General features: G+C 59.9%; 16 protein-coding genes and 1 riboswitch. Of the genes, 4 read left to right on the top strand and 12 right to left on the bottom strand.

Annotated features, from left to right (window positions below):
• Nucleotides 1-12: 12 nt before the first annotated feature.
• Together kynU and pyrC are read right to left on the bottom strand one after the other, a co-directional pair.
• A complete protein-coding gene (gene kynU / locus D6858_RS09385) occupies nt 13-1,254 on the bottom strand; it encodes a kynureninase (protein ID WP_225081877.1) in 1,242 nt (413 codons plus the stop codon).
• Complete coding sequence (pyrC, locus tag D6858_RS09380) at nt 1,236-2,282, bottom strand: dihydroorotase (RefSeq protein ID WP_120109306.1); 1,047 nt, start codon at nt 2,280-2,282, stop codon at nt 1,236-1,238. The genes kynU and pyrC overlap by 19 nt, the downstream gene beginning before the upstream one ends.
• A gap of 39 nt (nt 2,283-2,321) precedes the next feature.
• Between pyrC and ygfZ the strand changes: the two genes are divergently transcribed.
• Nucleotides 2,322-3,062 (top strand): CAF17-like 4Fe-4S cluster assembly/insertion protein YgfZ, encoded by a 741-nt coding sequence (ygfZ, locus tag D6858_RS09375; protein WP_120109304.1) that lies wholly within the window; start codon nt 2,322-2,324, stop codon nt 3,060-3,062.
• 3 nt (nt 3,063-3,065) lie between these two features.
• On the opposite strand, the gene D6858_RS09370 is transcribed toward ygfZ, so the two are convergent.
• Together D6858_RS09370 and D6858_RS09365 are read right to left on the bottom strand one after the other, a co-directional pair.
• Nucleotides 3,066-3,461: a response regulator gene (locus D6858_RS09370; protein ID WP_120109301.1), complete on the bottom strand. Its 396-nt coding sequence runs from the start codon at nt 3,459-3,461 to the stop codon at nt 3,066-3,068.
• Nucleotides 3,458-4,147, bottom strand: coding sequence for an HWE histidine kinase domain-containing protein (locus tag D6858_RS09365; RefSeq protein WP_240623789.1), 690 nt, complete (start codon nt 4,145-4,147; stop codon nt 3,458-3,460). Before D6858_RS09365 ends, D6858_RS09370 begins: the two co-directional genes overlap by 4 nt.
• A gap of 142 nt (nt 4,148-4,289) precedes the next feature.
• On the opposite strand from D6858_RS09365, the gene D6858_RS09360 reads away from it, so the two are divergent.
• Entirely contained in the window at nt 4,290-5,900 is a 1,611-nt protein-coding gene (locus D6858_RS09360; RefSeq protein WP_120109673.1) for a bifunctional GNAT family N-acetyltransferase/carbon-nitrogen hydrolase family protein, read from the top strand.
• Between the two features lie 9 nt (nt 5,901-5,909).
• Here D6858_RS09360 and D6858_RS09355 read toward each other — a convergent pair whose 3' ends face one another.
• Entirely contained in the window at nt 5,910-6,356 is a 447-nt protein-coding gene (locus D6858_RS09355; RefSeq protein WP_120109296.1) for a COG3650 family protein, read from the bottom strand.
• A 119-nt stretch (nt 6,357-6,475) separates the two neighbouring features.
• Between D6858_RS09355 and D6858_RS09350 the strand changes: the two genes are divergently transcribed.
• Nucleotides 6,476-7,027 (top strand): hypothetical protein, encoded by a 552-nt coding sequence (locus D6858_RS09350; protein ID WP_120109293.1) that lies wholly within the window; start codon nt 6,476-6,478, stop codon nt 7,025-7,027.
• A 147-nt stretch (nt 7,028-7,174) separates the two neighbouring features.
• Here the strand turns inward: D6858_RS09350 and D6858_RS09345 are convergent, their stop codons facing one another.
• The 3 genes from D6858_RS09345 to D6858_RS09330 form a co-directional block, all read right to left on the bottom strand.
• Entirely contained in the window at nt 7,175-7,387 is a 213-nt protein-coding gene (locus D6858_RS09345) for a cold-shock protein (protein WP_120109290.1), read from the bottom strand.
• Between the two features lie 211 nt (nt 7,388-7,598).
• Nucleotides 7,599-8,228, bottom strand: a complete 630-nt coding sequence (locus tag D6858_RS09335) for a hypothetical protein (protein ID WP_120109285.1) — start codon at nt 8,226-8,228, stop codon at nt 7,599-7,601.
• A gap of 27 nt (nt 8,229-8,255) precedes the next feature.
• A complete protein-coding gene (locus D6858_RS09330) occupies nt 8,256-8,573 on the bottom strand; it encodes an HPF/RaiA family ribosome-associated protein (protein WP_120109282.1) in 318 nt (105 codons plus the stop codon).
• 137 nt (nt 8,574-8,710) lie between these two features.
• Between D6858_RS09330 and D6858_RS09325 the strand changes: the two genes are divergently transcribed.
• Nucleotides 8,711-9,019 carry an alkylphosphonate utilization protein gene (locus D6858_RS09325; RefSeq protein WP_120109280.1) on the top strand — a complete coding sequence of 103 codons (309 nt, stop codon included), beginning with the start codon at nt 8,711-8,713 and terminating at the stop codon, nt 9,017-9,019.
• 237 nt (nt 9,020-9,256) lie between these two features.
• Here D6858_RS09325 and D6858_RS09320 read toward each other — a convergent pair whose 3' ends face one another.
• From D6858_RS09320 to D6858_RS09305, 4 genes are all read right to left on the bottom strand, one after another.
• Nucleotides 9,257-9,877, bottom strand: a complete 621-nt coding sequence (locus D6858_RS09320) for a GNAT family N-acetyltransferase (RefSeq protein ID WP_120109278.1) — start codon at nt 9,875-9,877, stop codon at nt 9,257-9,259.
• A gap of 26 nt (nt 9,878-9,903) precedes the next feature.
• Nucleotides 9,904-11,745 (bottom strand): phosphomethylpyrimidine synthase ThiC, encoded by a 1,842-nt coding sequence (gene thiC / locus D6858_RS09315; protein WP_120109276.1) that lies wholly within the window; start codon nt 11,743-11,745, stop codon nt 9,904-9,906.
• 35 nt (nt 11,746-11,780) lie between these two features.
• Nucleotides 11,781-11,888: riboswitch (TPP riboswitch) on the bottom strand.
• A gap of 37 nt (nt 11,889-11,925) precedes the next feature.
• Nucleotides 11,926-12,657, bottom strand: a complete 732-nt coding sequence (locus D6858_RS09310) for a hypothetical protein (RefSeq protein WP_120109274.1) — start codon at nt 12,655-12,657, stop codon at nt 11,926-11,928.
• 83 nt (nt 12,658-12,740) lie between these two features.
• Nucleotides 12,741-14,570, bottom strand: a complete 1,830-nt coding sequence (locus tag D6858_RS09305) for a DUF885 domain-containing protein (protein WP_120109272.1) — start codon at nt 14,568-14,570, stop codon at nt 12,741-12,743.
• Nucleotides 14,571-14,637 lie beyond the last annotated feature (67 nt).

The following is a 14,637-nucleotide window of genomic DNA, read 5'->3' as shown; positions in this document are numbered from 1 at the left end:
TCTCGATACATGTCAGGTCACGGCCGCACGGACACGGTATTCCGCGCGGTCCCACGCGCCGGTTTCCATCACCTCTGCCAGTATCGCGACAGCGCGCGCGATATCGGCGTGGCTGAGATACAGCGGTGTCAGGCCAAAGCGCATGACATCGGGATCGCGGAAATCCCCGATCACGCCACGCGCCTTTAACGCCTGCATGATCGCATACCCGTGTTCATGGCGATAGGAGATATGGCTGCCGCGCATCGCAGGGTCGCCCGGCCCGGCCGCAGTAAAGCCGAACCGCTGAACCAGCGGCTCCATCCCGTGTTCAAAGACTTCGGCCAGCGACAGCGACTTGGCGCGGATTTGCGACAGATCAGCCTGTTCCATCAGGTCCACTCCGACCTCCAGACCAGCCAGCCCGATAATCGGCGGCGTCCCGGTCAAGAAGCGTTCAATCCCCGGCGCCGCCTCGTATTCGTCGCGGAATGCAAATGGGGCGGAATGGCCGAACCATCCCGATAATGCGGGCAATGCATCCGCCTGATGCCGCCCGGCCACAAAGAGGAAAGCCGGCGCACCCGGTCCGCCATTCAGGAACTTATAACCGCAACCAACTGCGAAGTCGGCCTCCGCGTCGGTGAGGTGCAGTGGCATCGCGCCGACACTGTGACTCAAATCCCAGATAGCCAACGCACCTTTTGCATGGATCGCCGCAGTGGTCGCCGCCATGTCGCGCATCGCACCGGTTTTGTAATGGACGTGAGTCAGCAGAACGACCGCCGTATCCGCATCGATCGCATCGATCACTGCGTCCGGCTCAACCGCCTTCGCAACGATGCGTCCACCGCTCAACCGATCAAGGCCCTGCATCATATACAGATCGGTGGGGAAATTGCCTGTTTCGCTCAGGACCGTCTTCCGCCCGGAATTGAGCGAAACAGCCGCCGCCAATGCCTTGAAGATATTGACCGAAGTCGAATCGCAGGCAACCACTTCGGCAGACCGGGCACCGATCAGGCGCGCGATCTTGTCACCAATACGCCGCGGCGCAGTCACCCATTCAGCATCGTTCCACGACGCGATCAGCCCGTCGCCCCACTCGCGCTCCACCACTTCCGCGATCCGCGATGGAGCGGCCTTTGGTAAAGCGCCCAGCGAATTGCCGTCGAGGTAGATAACCCCGGCGGGCAGCGCAAACTGCTCGCGAAAATGGGCCAGAGGATCGGCGGCATCGCGGGCAGCCAGATCGATCACCGGCGTATGCTCCACTGCAAGGTTTCACCTGCATGAAACGGAACCAGTTGCGCTCCCCCAACGTCGATAGTGTCGGGCACCACCAGTTCGGCCCGTTCGAGGGTGATCGTACCTTCGTTCACAGGCAGTCCATAGAAGGCCGGACCGTGAAGCGAGGCGAAACCTTCGAACTGTTCGAAAGCCCCTTCATCCGCGAACACCTGAAGATAGCTTTCAAGCGCATACGGTGCGTTGAAAATGCCGGCACAGCCACAGGCGCTTTCCTTCGCTTCGCGGCTGTGCGGCGCGCTGTCCGTTCCCAGAAAGAACCGCGATGATCCCGAAGTGGCCGCTTTCCGCAAAGCCAGACGGTGCGTCTCCCGCTTGGCAACCGGCAGGCAATAGGCGTGGGGCCGGATACCGCCGACCAGCATCGCGTTGCGGTTGATATGCAGGTGCTGCGGCGTGATCGTTGCGGCCACGTTCGGCCCGGCACTCTCCACGAACTGCACCGCATCCTGCGTGGTGATATGTTCGAACACAACCTTGAGTTCGGGGAAATGGCGCAGGATCCGGCTCAGATGCCGTTCGATGAAAACGGCTTCCCGGTCGAACACATCGACATCGCTGTCGGTCACTTCGCCATGGATGCACAGCACCATGCCGATATCCTGCATCCGGCTGAGCACAGGGGCGAGCCGGGCAATATCGCTGACCCCATGGGCGGAATTGGTCGTGGCGTTGGCGGGATACAGCTTTGCCGCCGTCAGTATTCCACGCGCGAACCCGTCTGCCAGATCGTCGGGATCGGTCGCATCGGTAAGGTATGCCGTCATCAGCGGGGTGAAATGCGTGCCCGGCTCAATCGCGCACAGTATCCGTTCGCGATAGGCATCGGCCAATGCGGTCGTCGTCACCGGGGGCGACAGGTTGGGCATCACGATAGCGCGGGCGAACTGGCGAGCAGTATATTGGGCCACCCCTTCCAGCATAGCGCCGTCGCGCAAGTGAACGTGCCAATCGTCGGGGCGGCGGATCGTGATGGAATCGGGAACGATGCTCATAGGGGTTCCCTTAGTCCGGCCAACGCCTATCTGTCACCCATGCCCGCAACTCACCTCGCTCGCCGCGCCATAGTCCGTGTCTCCCCACAGATAGCGGGGGAAGACGCAACAGCCTTTCTACAGGGTCTGCTCACCAGCGATGTGACCGGCACCGGCCCCACATATGCCGCCTTGCTGAGCGCGCAGGGCAAGACGATGTTCGACCTGATCGTGTGGCACGATGGAGCCGACGTCCTGCTCGATTGCGAAGCCGATGTGGCCAGCGATCTGGCGAAACGCCTCTCGCTTTATCGCCTGCGCCGGAAGCTCGATATTGCGGTCGATCCCACCATCGCGGTCCATTGGCAATTGACGGGAGAAACAGGGCAGCCCGACCCCCGCCTGCCTGCGCTCGGCCATCGCTGGCTGGCCAGTGCGAACCCCGGCAGCCCACCAGAGCCACCGGCGGACGACAACTGGCTGGCGCATCGCCTGTCATGCGGAGTGCCCGAAGGGCGCGCAGAACTGGGCGATATCCTCTGGCTGGAAACAAATGCGGTCGAGCTCAACGGAGTGAGTTTCACGAAGGGTTGCTATATCGGACAAGAGAACACGGCCCGCATGAACTGGCGGCAGAAAGTCAACCGCCGCCTGATCGTAGTACCCATCGCCCAATCGGACGAGAAGCGGCAGGTTGTCGCCTACCCCGAACTGGGCAAAGCGGTAGATCATTTGCGGATCGAGGCGATTGCCCCAGAGTGGATTCCCGCATGGATGGACCTGACGCCGCCTGCGGGCTGAACGCTATCCGGCGGCGCGGGTCTGTTCCGGTACGCCTTCGGGATCGAGAAGCTCCAGCGCCTTTTCGATCACACGCGCCGACGATGCGGGTTTCGGGACGAGTTCGGCCTGTAACTGGCGAATGCGTTCGTCCTGCCTGTCCAAATCACCCGAATGCAACAAATATGGCACGCCAAGACGGCGCAACTCGGTTGCAACCGGGACACACGTACTTCCTGCCTGCAGAGTGACATCCAGCACAGCAACGTCAGGCAAGCCATCGCCGCCCAATGCCGCGAAAGCCTGCTCCACGCAGGTCGTGGCGAGGCAAGCACAACCTCTGTCCTCTGCCGCCATTTCCAGATCCATCAAGATCAGGGGTTCGTCTTCTAGCAGGAGGATCAACGGACGATGGCTCATACACCAGCCCCCGGTATCGTTGGCATATGCAGAGTGACATCAAGCCCGTCGGCACACCAATCGCGCGTGATCGAGCCACCTGCGGTACGCAACAGGCGATCCATTATGGCATAGCCGGTGCCTGAACTTGCTGCGGCCCCAGCAGCCACGGATCCGCCGCGTTCACGCCAGGTAATCTCCAACGCATCATCGCGCCAATACCAGTCGAGATCGACAAACCCATCGGGCGTGCTCCATGCACCGTGACGATTGGCATTGTCGGCCAGCTCGAACAGAACCAGCCCGACAGTAGAAACAGTCTGGAACGGCACCTGTAATCCGTTGCCTTTGAATCTGATCGTCCGCCCTTCGGCGACATATGGGTCCAGTATCGCACGGATCGCCTGCCCCAGTTCGATGCTGCCGCTTGACGCTTCGTCCAGAGTGGTTTCGTAAGCCCGACCCAGAGCCTGTATCCGCCCGTTGATTTCACCGGCAACACTCTCGGCACCGCGCGCGCGACCGGTAATATTGACTATGCCCGAAATCACGGAAAACATGTTCTTGGTACGATGGGACAGTTCGCGCGCCATTTCGCGCGCATGACGTTCCGCCGCCTGAGCGCCGGACAGCACATCGCCGTTGTTCATAATTCCGGAAGCAGTGCTGCCAGTTCCACCGGCATGGGCGACATCACGCTGTGTCACGAAACTCAAAACCTCGTCAGTTTTTCCCTTTAAGTGATTTGCGCTTAACGCCGAAACTTACGAATGGTTCCTATCATTTACAGAGCGGAGGAATGGCGGCGACTTACATTGCCAGACCGGACTGATGCCCTATATCCGTGCGATGGACCAGACCCGCTCGAAACTCGTCATCCGCAACGCTCAGCCGACAGACGCCCGCGCCGTCGCGGCTCTCTCCGCGAAGGTATACGGCAAACACGAAGCGTATAGCGCCGCGATGATCCGCGGGCAGATCAACAATTTCCCCGAGGGGCAGTTTATCGCGGAATACGAAGGCAAAGTCGTCGGCTATTGCGGGACGATGATAATCGCGCAGGAAGTCGCGTTTGCGCCGCATACCTGGAACGAAATTACCGGGCAGGGTTATGCCAGTCGCCATAATCCCGATGGCGACGTACTCTACGGCGTCGAAGTCTGTGTCGATCCCGAATATCGCCGCTTGCGGATAGGGCAACGGTTTTACCGGAAGCGGCAGGATCTGTGCCGCGACTGGGAACTGAAGGGAATCGCATTCGGCGGACGAATGCCGGGCTTCGCCCGCCGCCGGAAGACTTATCGCAAACCGGAAGAATACCTTGCCGCCGTGCTGGACAAGCAGGTGTCCGATACAGTCATCAATTTCCAGCTCAATCAGGGGTTCGAACCGAAGAAGGTCTTACGCGGCTATCACCCTGAAGACCGCGATAGCGGGGGTAACGCCGTGTTGATGTTCTGGCCCGATCCACTGGCACCGGAAGGCAATATCCACCGCACCCGCTCTCTCGCGGATCGATTGCCCGAAAGCGTCCGCGTAGCGACCGTGCAGTTTATGATGCGCCGGATCACCAGCATTGATGAGTTCGAACAGCAGGTGGAATACTGGGTCGATGTCGCCAGCGATTATGGCGCGGATTTCGTAATTTTCCCTGAGCTGTTCACTCTGGAATTGTTGTCGATCCCGGAAAAGCCATTACCCCCGGCGGAAGCGATTGAAGAGATCGCGAACTATACCGACCGTTTCAAGGAATTCATGGAACGGCTCGCAGTCAGTTATAACATCAACATCGTGGGCGGATCGCACCCAACCCGTGTCGCCAACGGTGAGATCCGCAACATCGCATATGTTTTCCTGCGCGACGGTGCAGTGTATGAACAGCAGAAGCTGCACCCCACACCCTCCGAACGCAAATGGTGGAATATCAAGGGCGGGTTCGGCGCCGAAGCCATCCCGACCGATTGCGGCCCTATCGGCGTGATGATCTGTTACGACAGCGAGTTCCCCGAACTCGCGCGTCATCTGGTGGATCAGGGTGCGCTGATGCTGTTCGTGCCGTTCTGTACTGACGAACGACGCGGGTTCCTGCGCGTGCGGTACTGTTGCCATGCGCGCGCGGTCGAGAACCAGTGCTATGTCATCACCAGCGGTGTAGTGGGCAATATTCCGAACGTCGAGAATATGGATATTCACTATGCGGAGAGCGGCGTTCTCACTCCATCCGACTTCCCGTTTTCCCGCGATGGCGTTGCCGCCGATACCGCGCCCAACACCGAAACGATCGCCATCGCAGACCTTTCGCTATCGGCGTTGCTCACCGCGCGACAATCAGGCGCGGTGCAAAACCTCAAGGATCGTCGCTTCGACCTGTATCGCACCCGCTGGATCGAACACGATGCCGATCACGAGCCAAGCCCGCCAGCTCATAATGCGCCGGTGACTTCGTCCACCGGCGGATAACGGCCGATATCAGGGGTGTTCAGGTCCGCTGAACGGCTTCTTATCGCTCCACGCGCAGCCATTGCGCTGTTCGCCGGCAACCTGCAGGGTTGCAACGAACGGATAGCTACGGTCGCTCATACCGTCGGAGCATTTACCGGGAGTTACCGCCAGCACCAACGGTGCCCCACCATACATTCCGCTCCATGAAATGCCGCCTCGCCCGGCAAAGCGTTCGACACCGATCGCTTTACCTTCGGTGCTTTCAGGCGTGGAATAGATCAGAGTCTGTCCCGCCACAGTTCCGCCCCAGAACGGCTCAGTACCGGTGAAGCGCACTGTCTCGTTCTCGCCAATTCCGGCGTAAGGGCTCCAATCTTCGGTATCGCCGGGCATATTGCCGTTGCCGCCTGAGGCCGAGCATCCCGCAAGCGCGAACAGAGAAAGCGAAAGGATCAGAGGAACGATGCGCTGCATAGTTGGTGTTCTTGCCTCAGGCGCAGCTTTTCGCAAGCCCACACCGCCCCAGGGGGAACACTTATGGCCAGCCGTGCATTATCTCCGGCATCCACAGGGTGCGGAACAGGAGCAGGAAAATGCGGCAATTGCCGTGGGTTATTGGCGCAATCGCAGCAACTGTCGCGGGTGTCGCGTGTGGCAGCACCGTCAATACCAATCCGCTTTCCCGATGGGACGGGCAGACGCTGGGGGAGTTCGCCAACCACCAGCCCCCGGCCATTTCGCCCGACCGATATCTTGAAATGCAGGGACCGCAAGAACGCTATGCGATGACGACGCCGGAAGGGGTGGTGCCGGTAGAACAGCTCTCTGACCGCGGCCTCTATGCCAATGATCGCTTCGCCCGAACCTGGTACGCCGATACGCCAGAGGATTACGACAACAGCACATCATGGCCGCAACAAGCGGCAGCCACGATGCCGGTCAGCGACAGCCCCGCCTCAACCGAACCGGCGAGCAAGGCGCAGATCGATGCGACCAATACCAGACCGCTGGAACTGACGCGCCCCGTTCAACTGGCCGATGCGCGCCCTGTTAAGAGTAATGCGGTTAAAAGCACAGGCGGCGCGAAAGTCGTGGACGTCGCGGCAAGCCTTGCTGCACAATCTGCATCACAGACCATACAATAACATAGCATAATCAAGCGATTATATCGCCCTTCAGCCTGTAGCGCGCTCGACCAATCGAGCTGCTGGCTTGCGAAGGACTACACCGCCCCCATCAGGTGCGGCAAGCAATTCGCCGGAGCCCGCCAAAGCAGGCCCCGGCGCATCGCATCAGTCAGCGGAGGAAAGGTTTACAGCACTTTCCTTGCCGTTACGCCCCTGCTCAACATCATAGTTGAGGCGCTGTTCTTTATCGAGCGTGGTCATGCCGGCTGCCTGAACAGCGGTGATGTGCACGAAGCTGTCGGCCGAACCATCGTCGGGCTGGATGAAGCCGTAACCCTTGTCGGCATTGAAGAATTTTACGGTGCCAGTCTTGGCCATTGGATGTTCCTTTCAATAGAACAGATAATCGCACGCAGAATTGCGTGCAGGTCGTGCGTCAAATCGTCCAAGGAAAGGAAGTCGTCGTCTGGTTTGCGCCGGGGCTGCGAGGCAGCAAGCGGCGGTCGGCAAATTCGAAGTCCATCGCAATATTCGATGTCAGCGTGAGCACGATAGCACAGATAGAGTGGTTCTCCTAATCTTACTCCCGTCAGGCGCATCCTTCGCTGTAAGTGAGCTGTGGCATCAGCCCGACATGGATTGCATCCACTTTGCGATCCGCCCCGATTTCGAACCGCATGCGTGGATCGTTACCCGGTTGAGTCAGGTACTTGGCAGGCGCTTCGACATATTCGTGGGCACTGGTCCTGAAGCTGGGAAAATCGCGCAACACGCGCGCCTCGCTGTCGCCCGGCCCGATCCCTTCAACCAGCTTGACTTTCGACCCGCGCGCTACGGTGATCCGGCGCACCTGCCCGTCCTCCACAATCGCATAGGCATCGGGATATTCGGGCGAGGTATAGATTAGGCAGGTATCGCTGGCCTGTGCGCCGCGCATCGCAAAATCGCTGCCTTTGGGCACAGGCTTGCCAATAGTAAGATCGCCCAACCCCTCCAGCCTTAGCGTGTTGGCTGGCAAAGGCGTTGCCGTGGCAGAAGGTGGCGGCGATGGAGACGCAGCCTCCGACGCCGTGGGCAATGCCTCCCTAGCCGCAGCATCAGGGGCAGAGCTGGCGGCAGCATCGCCCCCTTCCCCCGATGTGGCACTCTGGTCCGACTGAGAACATGCGGCCAGCAATGCCAGCGAAGCGAACGGGGCGATCAGGGCGATGGTTTTCATAGCGATCTCACAAATTGCAAACGGGGATCAACGCGTACGGTCGGCCTTGCCGAAATGACGCTCCAGCAAGGTAGTCAGCTTACTGGCGGCATCGCGGGCGGCATTGTCCACCGTGTCGGAATGAGCAGTTGCACTTACCGGATCGCCACCACGCGGACGCGCTTCGATCATGCACCGTTTGTCGTCTCCGCCGCCCTTGCGCGCGTTTTCATCTCCGACATGGACTTCCAACCGTGTCAGCCGGTCGGAGAAGCGGCCCAGCTTACTGCGAAGCTGCTCTTCGATCCGTTCGGCCACGTTTTCGGTGCCCATCACACTGCTGTCGGAGTTGAACTGAATTTCCATACTTCGATCCTCTTCAATCACGATTCTGCACCCCTGACATCAATGCCCCGGCATTGCCCCGGTTCCCCTTTTCCGCGCGTGGGCTGGCTATACCGCGCGCGCCCTGCCAAAGGGCGTTGTGAAAGGGGAACTGGCATATGGCCAATGATGACGAAGAGTACGTGTACGACGAGGAAAGCGGCGAATGGATGCCCGCATCCGAACTGGCGGCAAAACAGGCTGCGGCCAATACCGTTGAAGTCCGCGACGCGGTCGGCAACCTGCTGGCCGATGGCGATCAGGTCACTTTGATCAAGGATCTGGAAGTCAAAGGTGCCGGCCAGACACTGAAGCAAGGGACGCTGATCAAATCGATCCGCCTGACCGGCGATGCGCAGGAAATCGACTGCAAATATCCCGGCATCAAAGGGCTGGTTTTGCGCGCCGAATTCGTCAAAAAACGCTGATCCTACAGGTTCAGCGTTTTCAACGCGTTGGGTGAGACATGGACCACATGTTACACTGTCCTGAAGAAGAAAAATCCACCACCCGCAGGACAGCCGCGTAACACGGGTTTTCAGACCCGCCGGGATAGCAGAAACAGATATGGCCAGATGCCGGTGCATAGCCGGGATCTGGCCATATTTGTGCGGTGTAGGAAAGAGCCTATCGCGCGGTCAGGCGACTGATGTCTCGGTTCGAAACTACAGCTCGATACAGTCCGGGAGCGGAGAGAGCATTTCGATGGCAGAGGGGTCGGATGCCGGGCGACCATAGACCCCGCTGTAAATGCCCCCGATCCAATCGCCCAGTTGCGACTTAGCAATGGCATCGGGCGCGTAATTGGTGAGCATCAGGCGCATCGGCGGCGGCAATTCCGCCCCCAGTTGCGGCATTCTATAGCAAAGCTGCGGCACCATGCGGCAGCCCAGCCTGCGGTAGAATTCGACGCGACGCGCCTCGATCGAATCCACCCCTTCATCGGGCGCTTCCACTTCCAGCACCATCGGGACCGGACAATGTCGGGCTGTTTCGCGAAACAGCTTCCCACCCACGCCATGCCCGCGCAGGCGTTCGTTGACGGCCATGTATTCCAGCAGGCCAAAGCCCGCATTCGATACATAGAGCACGGAAAACCCGGCGATCTCCTCTGCGATTGTTGCGGCGAGAAGCACATAGTCAGACCGCACCACAACATCGTTGAGAAAAGCCGTGGGCTTGCGTTCCGACGGCGGAAAGGCCCGCTCGTACAACTCCGCTATCGGCGCAAAACGCCAGTCACCCCCATCGCTGATGGGGGTGACCTGTAAATCGGCGTCGGACATTGGAGAAACAGCCTTCCTATGCCGGGTCAGTCATCGGCGCTGACGTACAGATCGCCGCCGTCGCGATACTTGGCCGCCATTTCGCCCATCCCTTCTTCGGCATCTGCCACCGGCGCGGTTGCCGCCAGATAGCTGTCGCTGTTCTGCTTCGCCGCGAAGTCGCGCACTTCCTGCGTGATCTTCATGCTGCAGAACTTCGGGCCGCACATCGAACAGAAATGCGCGGTCTTGGCGCCTTCGGCGGGCAAAGTCTGGTCGTGGTATTGCTCTGCCGTGTCGGGATCGAGGCTGAGGTTGAACTGGTCGCGCCAACGGAATTCGAAGCGCGCCTTGCTCAGCGCATCATCGCGCACTTTCGCTGCCGGGTGCCCTTTCGCCAGATCGGCCGCGTGGGCAGCGAGTTTGTAAGTCACTACGCCCACTTTCACATCGTCGCGGTCGGGCAGGCCGAGGTGTTCCTTCGGCGTGACGTAACACAGCATCGCGGTGCCGTACCAACCGATCTGCGCCGCACCGATACCGCTGGTGATATGGTCGTACCCCGGTGCAATATCGGTGACGAGCGGCCCGAGGGTGTAAAACGGCGCTTCGCCGCATGCCTCAAGCTGTTTGTCCATGTTTTCCTTGATCTTGTGCATCGGGACGTGACCCGGCCCTTCGATCATCACCTGCACGTCCTGTTCCCAGGCGCGCTTGGTCAGTTCGCCCAGCGTGTACAGCTCGGCAAATTGCGCTTCGTCGTTGGCATCGGCGATGGATCCGGGGCGCAAGCCATCGCCCAGCGAATACGCGATGTCGTATGCCTTCATGATCTCGGTGATTTCATCGAACCGTTCATAGAGGAACGATTCCTTGTGATGCGCCAGACACCATTTGGCCATGATGCTGCCACCGCGGCTGACGATCCCGGTCACGCGCTTGGCGGTCATCGGGATATAAGGCAGCCGCACACCGGCGTGGATCGTGAAGTAATCGACCCCCTGTTCTGCCTGTTCGATCAGCGTGTCGCGGAAGATTTCCCACGTCAGATCTTCGGCAATGCCGCCCACCTTTTCCAGCGCCTGATAAATCGGCACGGTGCCGATTGGCACGGGGCTGTTGCGGATGATCCATTCGCGGGTGTCGTGGATATTGCGCCCGGTGGAAAGGTCCATCACGGTATCCGCGCCCCAGCGGATCGACCAGACCATCTTGTCCACTTCGCTGGCGACATCGCTGGCGACGGCGGAGTTGCCGATGTTGGCGTTGATCTTGACCAGGAAGTTGCGCCCGATGGCCATCGGTTCCGCTTCCGGGTGGTTCACATTGCTGGGGATGATCGCCCGCCCGCGCGCCAGTTCGTCGCGCACGAATTCGGGGGTGACATATTCGGGGATTTCCGCACCCCACGAATTGCCATCCAGTTCGCGCGCAATCCGTTCGCGGCCGAGGTTTTCGCGTTCCGCCACATATTCCATTTCAGGCGTGATGATGCCGCGCTTGGCATAATGCATCTGGCTGATATTGCCGCCCGGCTTCGCGCGCAGCACGGTCTTGCGGACATTGGGGAACGCGGGCACCCCGCCGCTGCGGTCGGGGCCGAGCTGGCCGTTGTCTTCCGGCTTCACTTCGCGGGCGGTGTATTCTTCCACATCGCCACGGGCGATCTGCCATTCGCGACGCAACTGCGGCAGGCCCTTGCGAATATCGATCTGCGCGTCGTTGTCGGTGTAAGGGCCGGAGGTGTCATATACCCGCACCGGCGCTTCGCCGACTTCCAGCGCGATTTCGCGCATGGCGACGCCCAGCGGACCGACATGGACCTTCTTCGATCCGCGGATCGGGCCGGTGGTGACCCCGATATCGAATTTGCTGTTGATGTCGGCCATGCGATTCACTCTCCTCACAGGCGAAGGGTGCATGTCGGGTGCCGCATGCCACTCCCTCCGCCGATGTTAATCGGTTCAGGTTCAACGGGTCGGGCAGCGTGACCTGCCCCTCTCAGCCATCACTGGCTCCCCGGGGGTCCGACGGTTGTAGGCGTTAATTCGGCTGAGCGAAAGGGGCGATCAGTAATCGCCTTTATCGAACGGGCCTTCGCGGCATTCATACGCGGTGCGACCGCCGCGCTTCTCGATAATGCTCACCAGTCCGAAATAATCGCCGGGTCCGAAACCGGCGTTCTTATGGACCACTTTGGCCCCGCCACCCTCGGCCACCGGAAAACCCAGACCGCCGAGAACCGAGGCGACCTTTGCCGGATCGTCTTGCAGATAGAGCGTCGTGCTTTCGGGCAGATCCGACCCCGGATTGAAGTCGTACCCCATGCCAACGACCTGCAAGCCATTCCATTTTCCATCGAATTCGTAGCGCACGCCATAGCGCCCATCGTTCTGCGCGGGTTGCAGGACCGTTGGCGCGATCTTGCGACCGAGACCGGGAATATCCCGTGGGCCGGATGCGCGATAGCCGCCCTTGCCATCCGAAATCGCGGAGGCGCTATAGAGCAACTCCCGCCCAGCCATCGTGAACGGGCGGCAGATTTCCTTGTCCTTCGTTCCCAGCAAAGCGCTGAGTTCCGGGCCGCGCAACGGGGCCGGTGTCGCCTTGGCAGGTGCAGCCACGACCTTGGCTCCATCCGCACTGGCCGCATCGCTGGCTGAGGGCACAGCGGCCTTGGCAGTATTGTCCGTGGTGTCCGAATTGCCGCAGCCGGTGACCATGCCAATGGCGGCAATCGCCAATATATATCGATATTTCAAAGCAACCCCCTCGGTGATCGGTTCCGGCCAGAACATCATTCTGTCCGGGTGGAGTCAACCGTCGGGCTGCAAACGACACAGGTGGCGGGCAGGACGGCGAACGCCCCACCCGCCGCTGGCGATCATGCGGATTGGGTCGCAGCGATCCAGTCGTCGATCTTCTTTTCCAGCACCGGCAACGGCAACGCCCCGGTGTCGAGCACCTGTTCGTGGAAGGCGCGAATGTCGAACTTGTCGCCCAGCACTTTCTCCGCCTTCTTACGCAGGCCCTGAATCGTCAGAGCGCCAACCTTGTACGCCAGCGCCTGACTGGGAATGGCAATATAGCGTTCCACTTCTGCCGTGGCATCGGTGCGGCCCATGCCAGAATTCGCCAGCATGTATTCAATCGCCTGATCGCGGGTCCATCCCTTGGAATGAAGGCCGGTATCGACCACCAGCCGCATCGCGCGCAGCATCTCGTCATCCAGTGTACCGAACCGCTGGTAGGGGTCTTTGTAGAACCCCATCGGATAGCCGAGCGTTTCGGCATAAAGCGCCCAGCCTTCGACATAGGCGGTATTGCCACCGAACCGCATGAAGGCCGGCAGCGCATCGTTTTCCTGCGCCAGACTGATCTGGAAATGATGCCCCGGCGCACCTTCGTGCAGGTACAGCGTGGTTTCGCCCGGCGTGGTGCGGCTCGGCAGATCGTAGGCGTTAAAATAGAATACGCCCGGACGCGAGCCATCCGGCGTGCCCGATTCATACGAACCGCCTGCTTCGAACTTTTCGCGGAATTCCTCGTACGGCCGGATTTCCAATGCGGTCTTGGGCACCTTGGAAAAGAACTTCGGCACTTGCTGATCGACTTCCTTGCCGATGGCGTAATACCGTTGCGTCAGGTCTTCGCGGCTCTTGGGCTTGAACTGCGGATCGGTACGGATGAATTCGAAGAATTCGCCCAGCGTTCCCTTGAAGCCGACTTCGCTTTTGATCTCCTCCATCCCATGCTTGATCCGGGCCACTTCGCTCAGGCCCAGATTGTGCAGGTAATCGGCGGTCAGCGGCAGCGTAGTGGTCTGCTCGATCATCGATTGATAGAGTGCCGCCCCACCCTTCATCTGGCTGAGGCCGACGCTGTCGCGCGCGACCGGCAGATATTCGTCTTTCAGGAATGCGTGCAGGCGGGCATTGGCGGCGTACACATCACCGATGGACGCGTGATAGGCATCGGTCAGTCGCGCCTTCTCAGCATCGCTGAAATCGGCAGGCATATTGTCGACCGGTCCCCAATAAGGGGATTCCTCGATCGGCATTTTCGCTTGCGTTTCGAGCTGCTGGATCACGTTGTTGATCGTCAGTTTGGTTTCGACAACGCCTGACTTCATCCCTTCGCGGAATTTGCCAATCGACCTGTCGATCAGCCGAACATAATCGGCATTGCGCGAAAGCCCGTTCTCATAATCCTTCACAGTCTTGTACGGTGCGGCACCTTTCCCGCTGGAGAACGTGGGATAATACGTGTGGAAGCCGAAGAAGTGATTGATCGGGCGCACTTCGGTCAGCGCCAGATATTCGGGCGTCAGCGTCTTCAGCGCTTCACCCTGTGAATAGGCGAACACGTCATAGGCGATCTTGTCGGTCGGGTTCAGCTTGTCCCGGTCGATAGTCTTGAGCGCAGCGAGGCTGCTTTCAGCCTGCGCTTTCACCGCGGCGTTGTATTCCGGCGTCAGGAAATCGCCGATCTTGTCGGCATAGCGCAGATCACCGCGAAAAATCGCCATGATCGGGCTAAGCTTGAGGCTCGCTTCATCGTCTGCCTTGAAAATGGCAAACAGCTTGTCATGCTCAACCTGTTCGACGGATAACCCAACGGGCTTTACCGCCTCGGCAGGGTCGGCCGCATTGGCGGCAGTCGAAACCGCCAACGGCAAAGCGGCGGCGATCAGCAGGATAGAACGCAGTTTCATGGATAGTCCCCCGTAAACAATTACAGAGGAATAGGACTATCATCCGATATGTGTCGAGCGCCCGCCA

It is taken from the genome of Tsuneonella suprasediminis (assembly GCF_003605755.1).
GTDB classification, from domain to species: domain Bacteria; phylum Pseudomonadota; class Alphaproteobacteria; order Sphingomonadales; family Sphingomonadaceae; genus Tsuneonella; species Tsuneonella suprasediminis.
Note: the sequence above shows the minus strand (reverse complement) of the source record. Positions and strands in the feature narration are given on the sequence as shown.

Bases quoted from the DNA above. Each gene is read 5' to 3' on its own strand.
- D6858_RS09345 (WP_120109290.1), bottom strand. From the start codon at position 7,387: ATGGCCAAGACTGGCACCGTAAAATTCTTCAATGCCGACAAGGGTTAC.
- D6858_RS09325 (WP_120109280.1), top strand. From the start codon at position 8,711: ATGGCCAATGATGACGAAGAGTACGTGTACGACGAGGAAAGCGGCGAA.
- D6858_RS09335 (WP_120109285.1), bottom strand. From the start codon at position 8,228: ATGAAAACCATCGCCCTGATCGCCCCGTTCGCTTCGCTGGCATTGCTG.
- D6858_RS09310 (WP_120109274.1), bottom strand. From the start codon at position 12,657: ATGATGTTCTGGCCGGAACCGATCACCGAGGGGGTTGCTTTGAAATAT.
- D6858_RS09360 (WP_120109673.1), top strand. From the start codon at position 4,290: ATGGACCAGACCCGCTCGAAACTCGTCATCCGCAACGCTCAGCCGACA.
- ygfZ (WP_120109304.1), top strand. From the start codon at position 2,322: ATGCCCGCAACTCACCTCGCTCGCCGCGCCATAGTCCGTGTCTCCCCA.
- thiC (WP_120109276.1), bottom strand. From the start codon at position 11,745: ATGGCCGACATCAACAGCAAATTCGATATCGGGGTCACCACCGGCCCG.
- D6858_RS09350 (WP_120109293.1), top strand. From the start codon at position 6,476: ATGCGGCAATTGCCGTGGGTTATTGGCGCAATCGCAGCAACTGTCGCG.
- pyrC (WP_120109306.1), bottom strand. From the start codon at position 2,282: ATGAGCATCGTTCCCGATTCCATCACGATCCGCCGCCCCGACGATTGG.
- D6858_RS09305 (WP_120109272.1), bottom strand. From the start codon at position 14,570: ATGAAACTGCGTTCTATCCTGCTGATCGCCGCCGCTTTGCCGTTGGCG.
- D6858_RS09320 (WP_120109278.1), bottom strand. From the start codon at position 9,877: ATGTCCGACGCCGATTTACAGGTCACCCCCATCAGCGATGGGGGTGAC.
- D6858_RS09355 (WP_120109296.1), bottom strand. From the start codon at position 6,356: ATGCAGCGCATCGTTCCTCTGATCCTTTCGCTTTCTCTGTTCGCGCTT.
- D6858_RS09330 (WP_120109282.1), bottom strand. From the start codon at position 8,573: ATGGAAATTCAGTTCAACTCCGACAGCAGTGTGATGGGCACCGAAAAC.
- D6858_RS09370 (WP_120109301.1), bottom strand. From the start codon at position 3,461: ATGAGCCATCGTCCGTTGATCCTCCTGCTAGAAGACGAACCCCTGATC.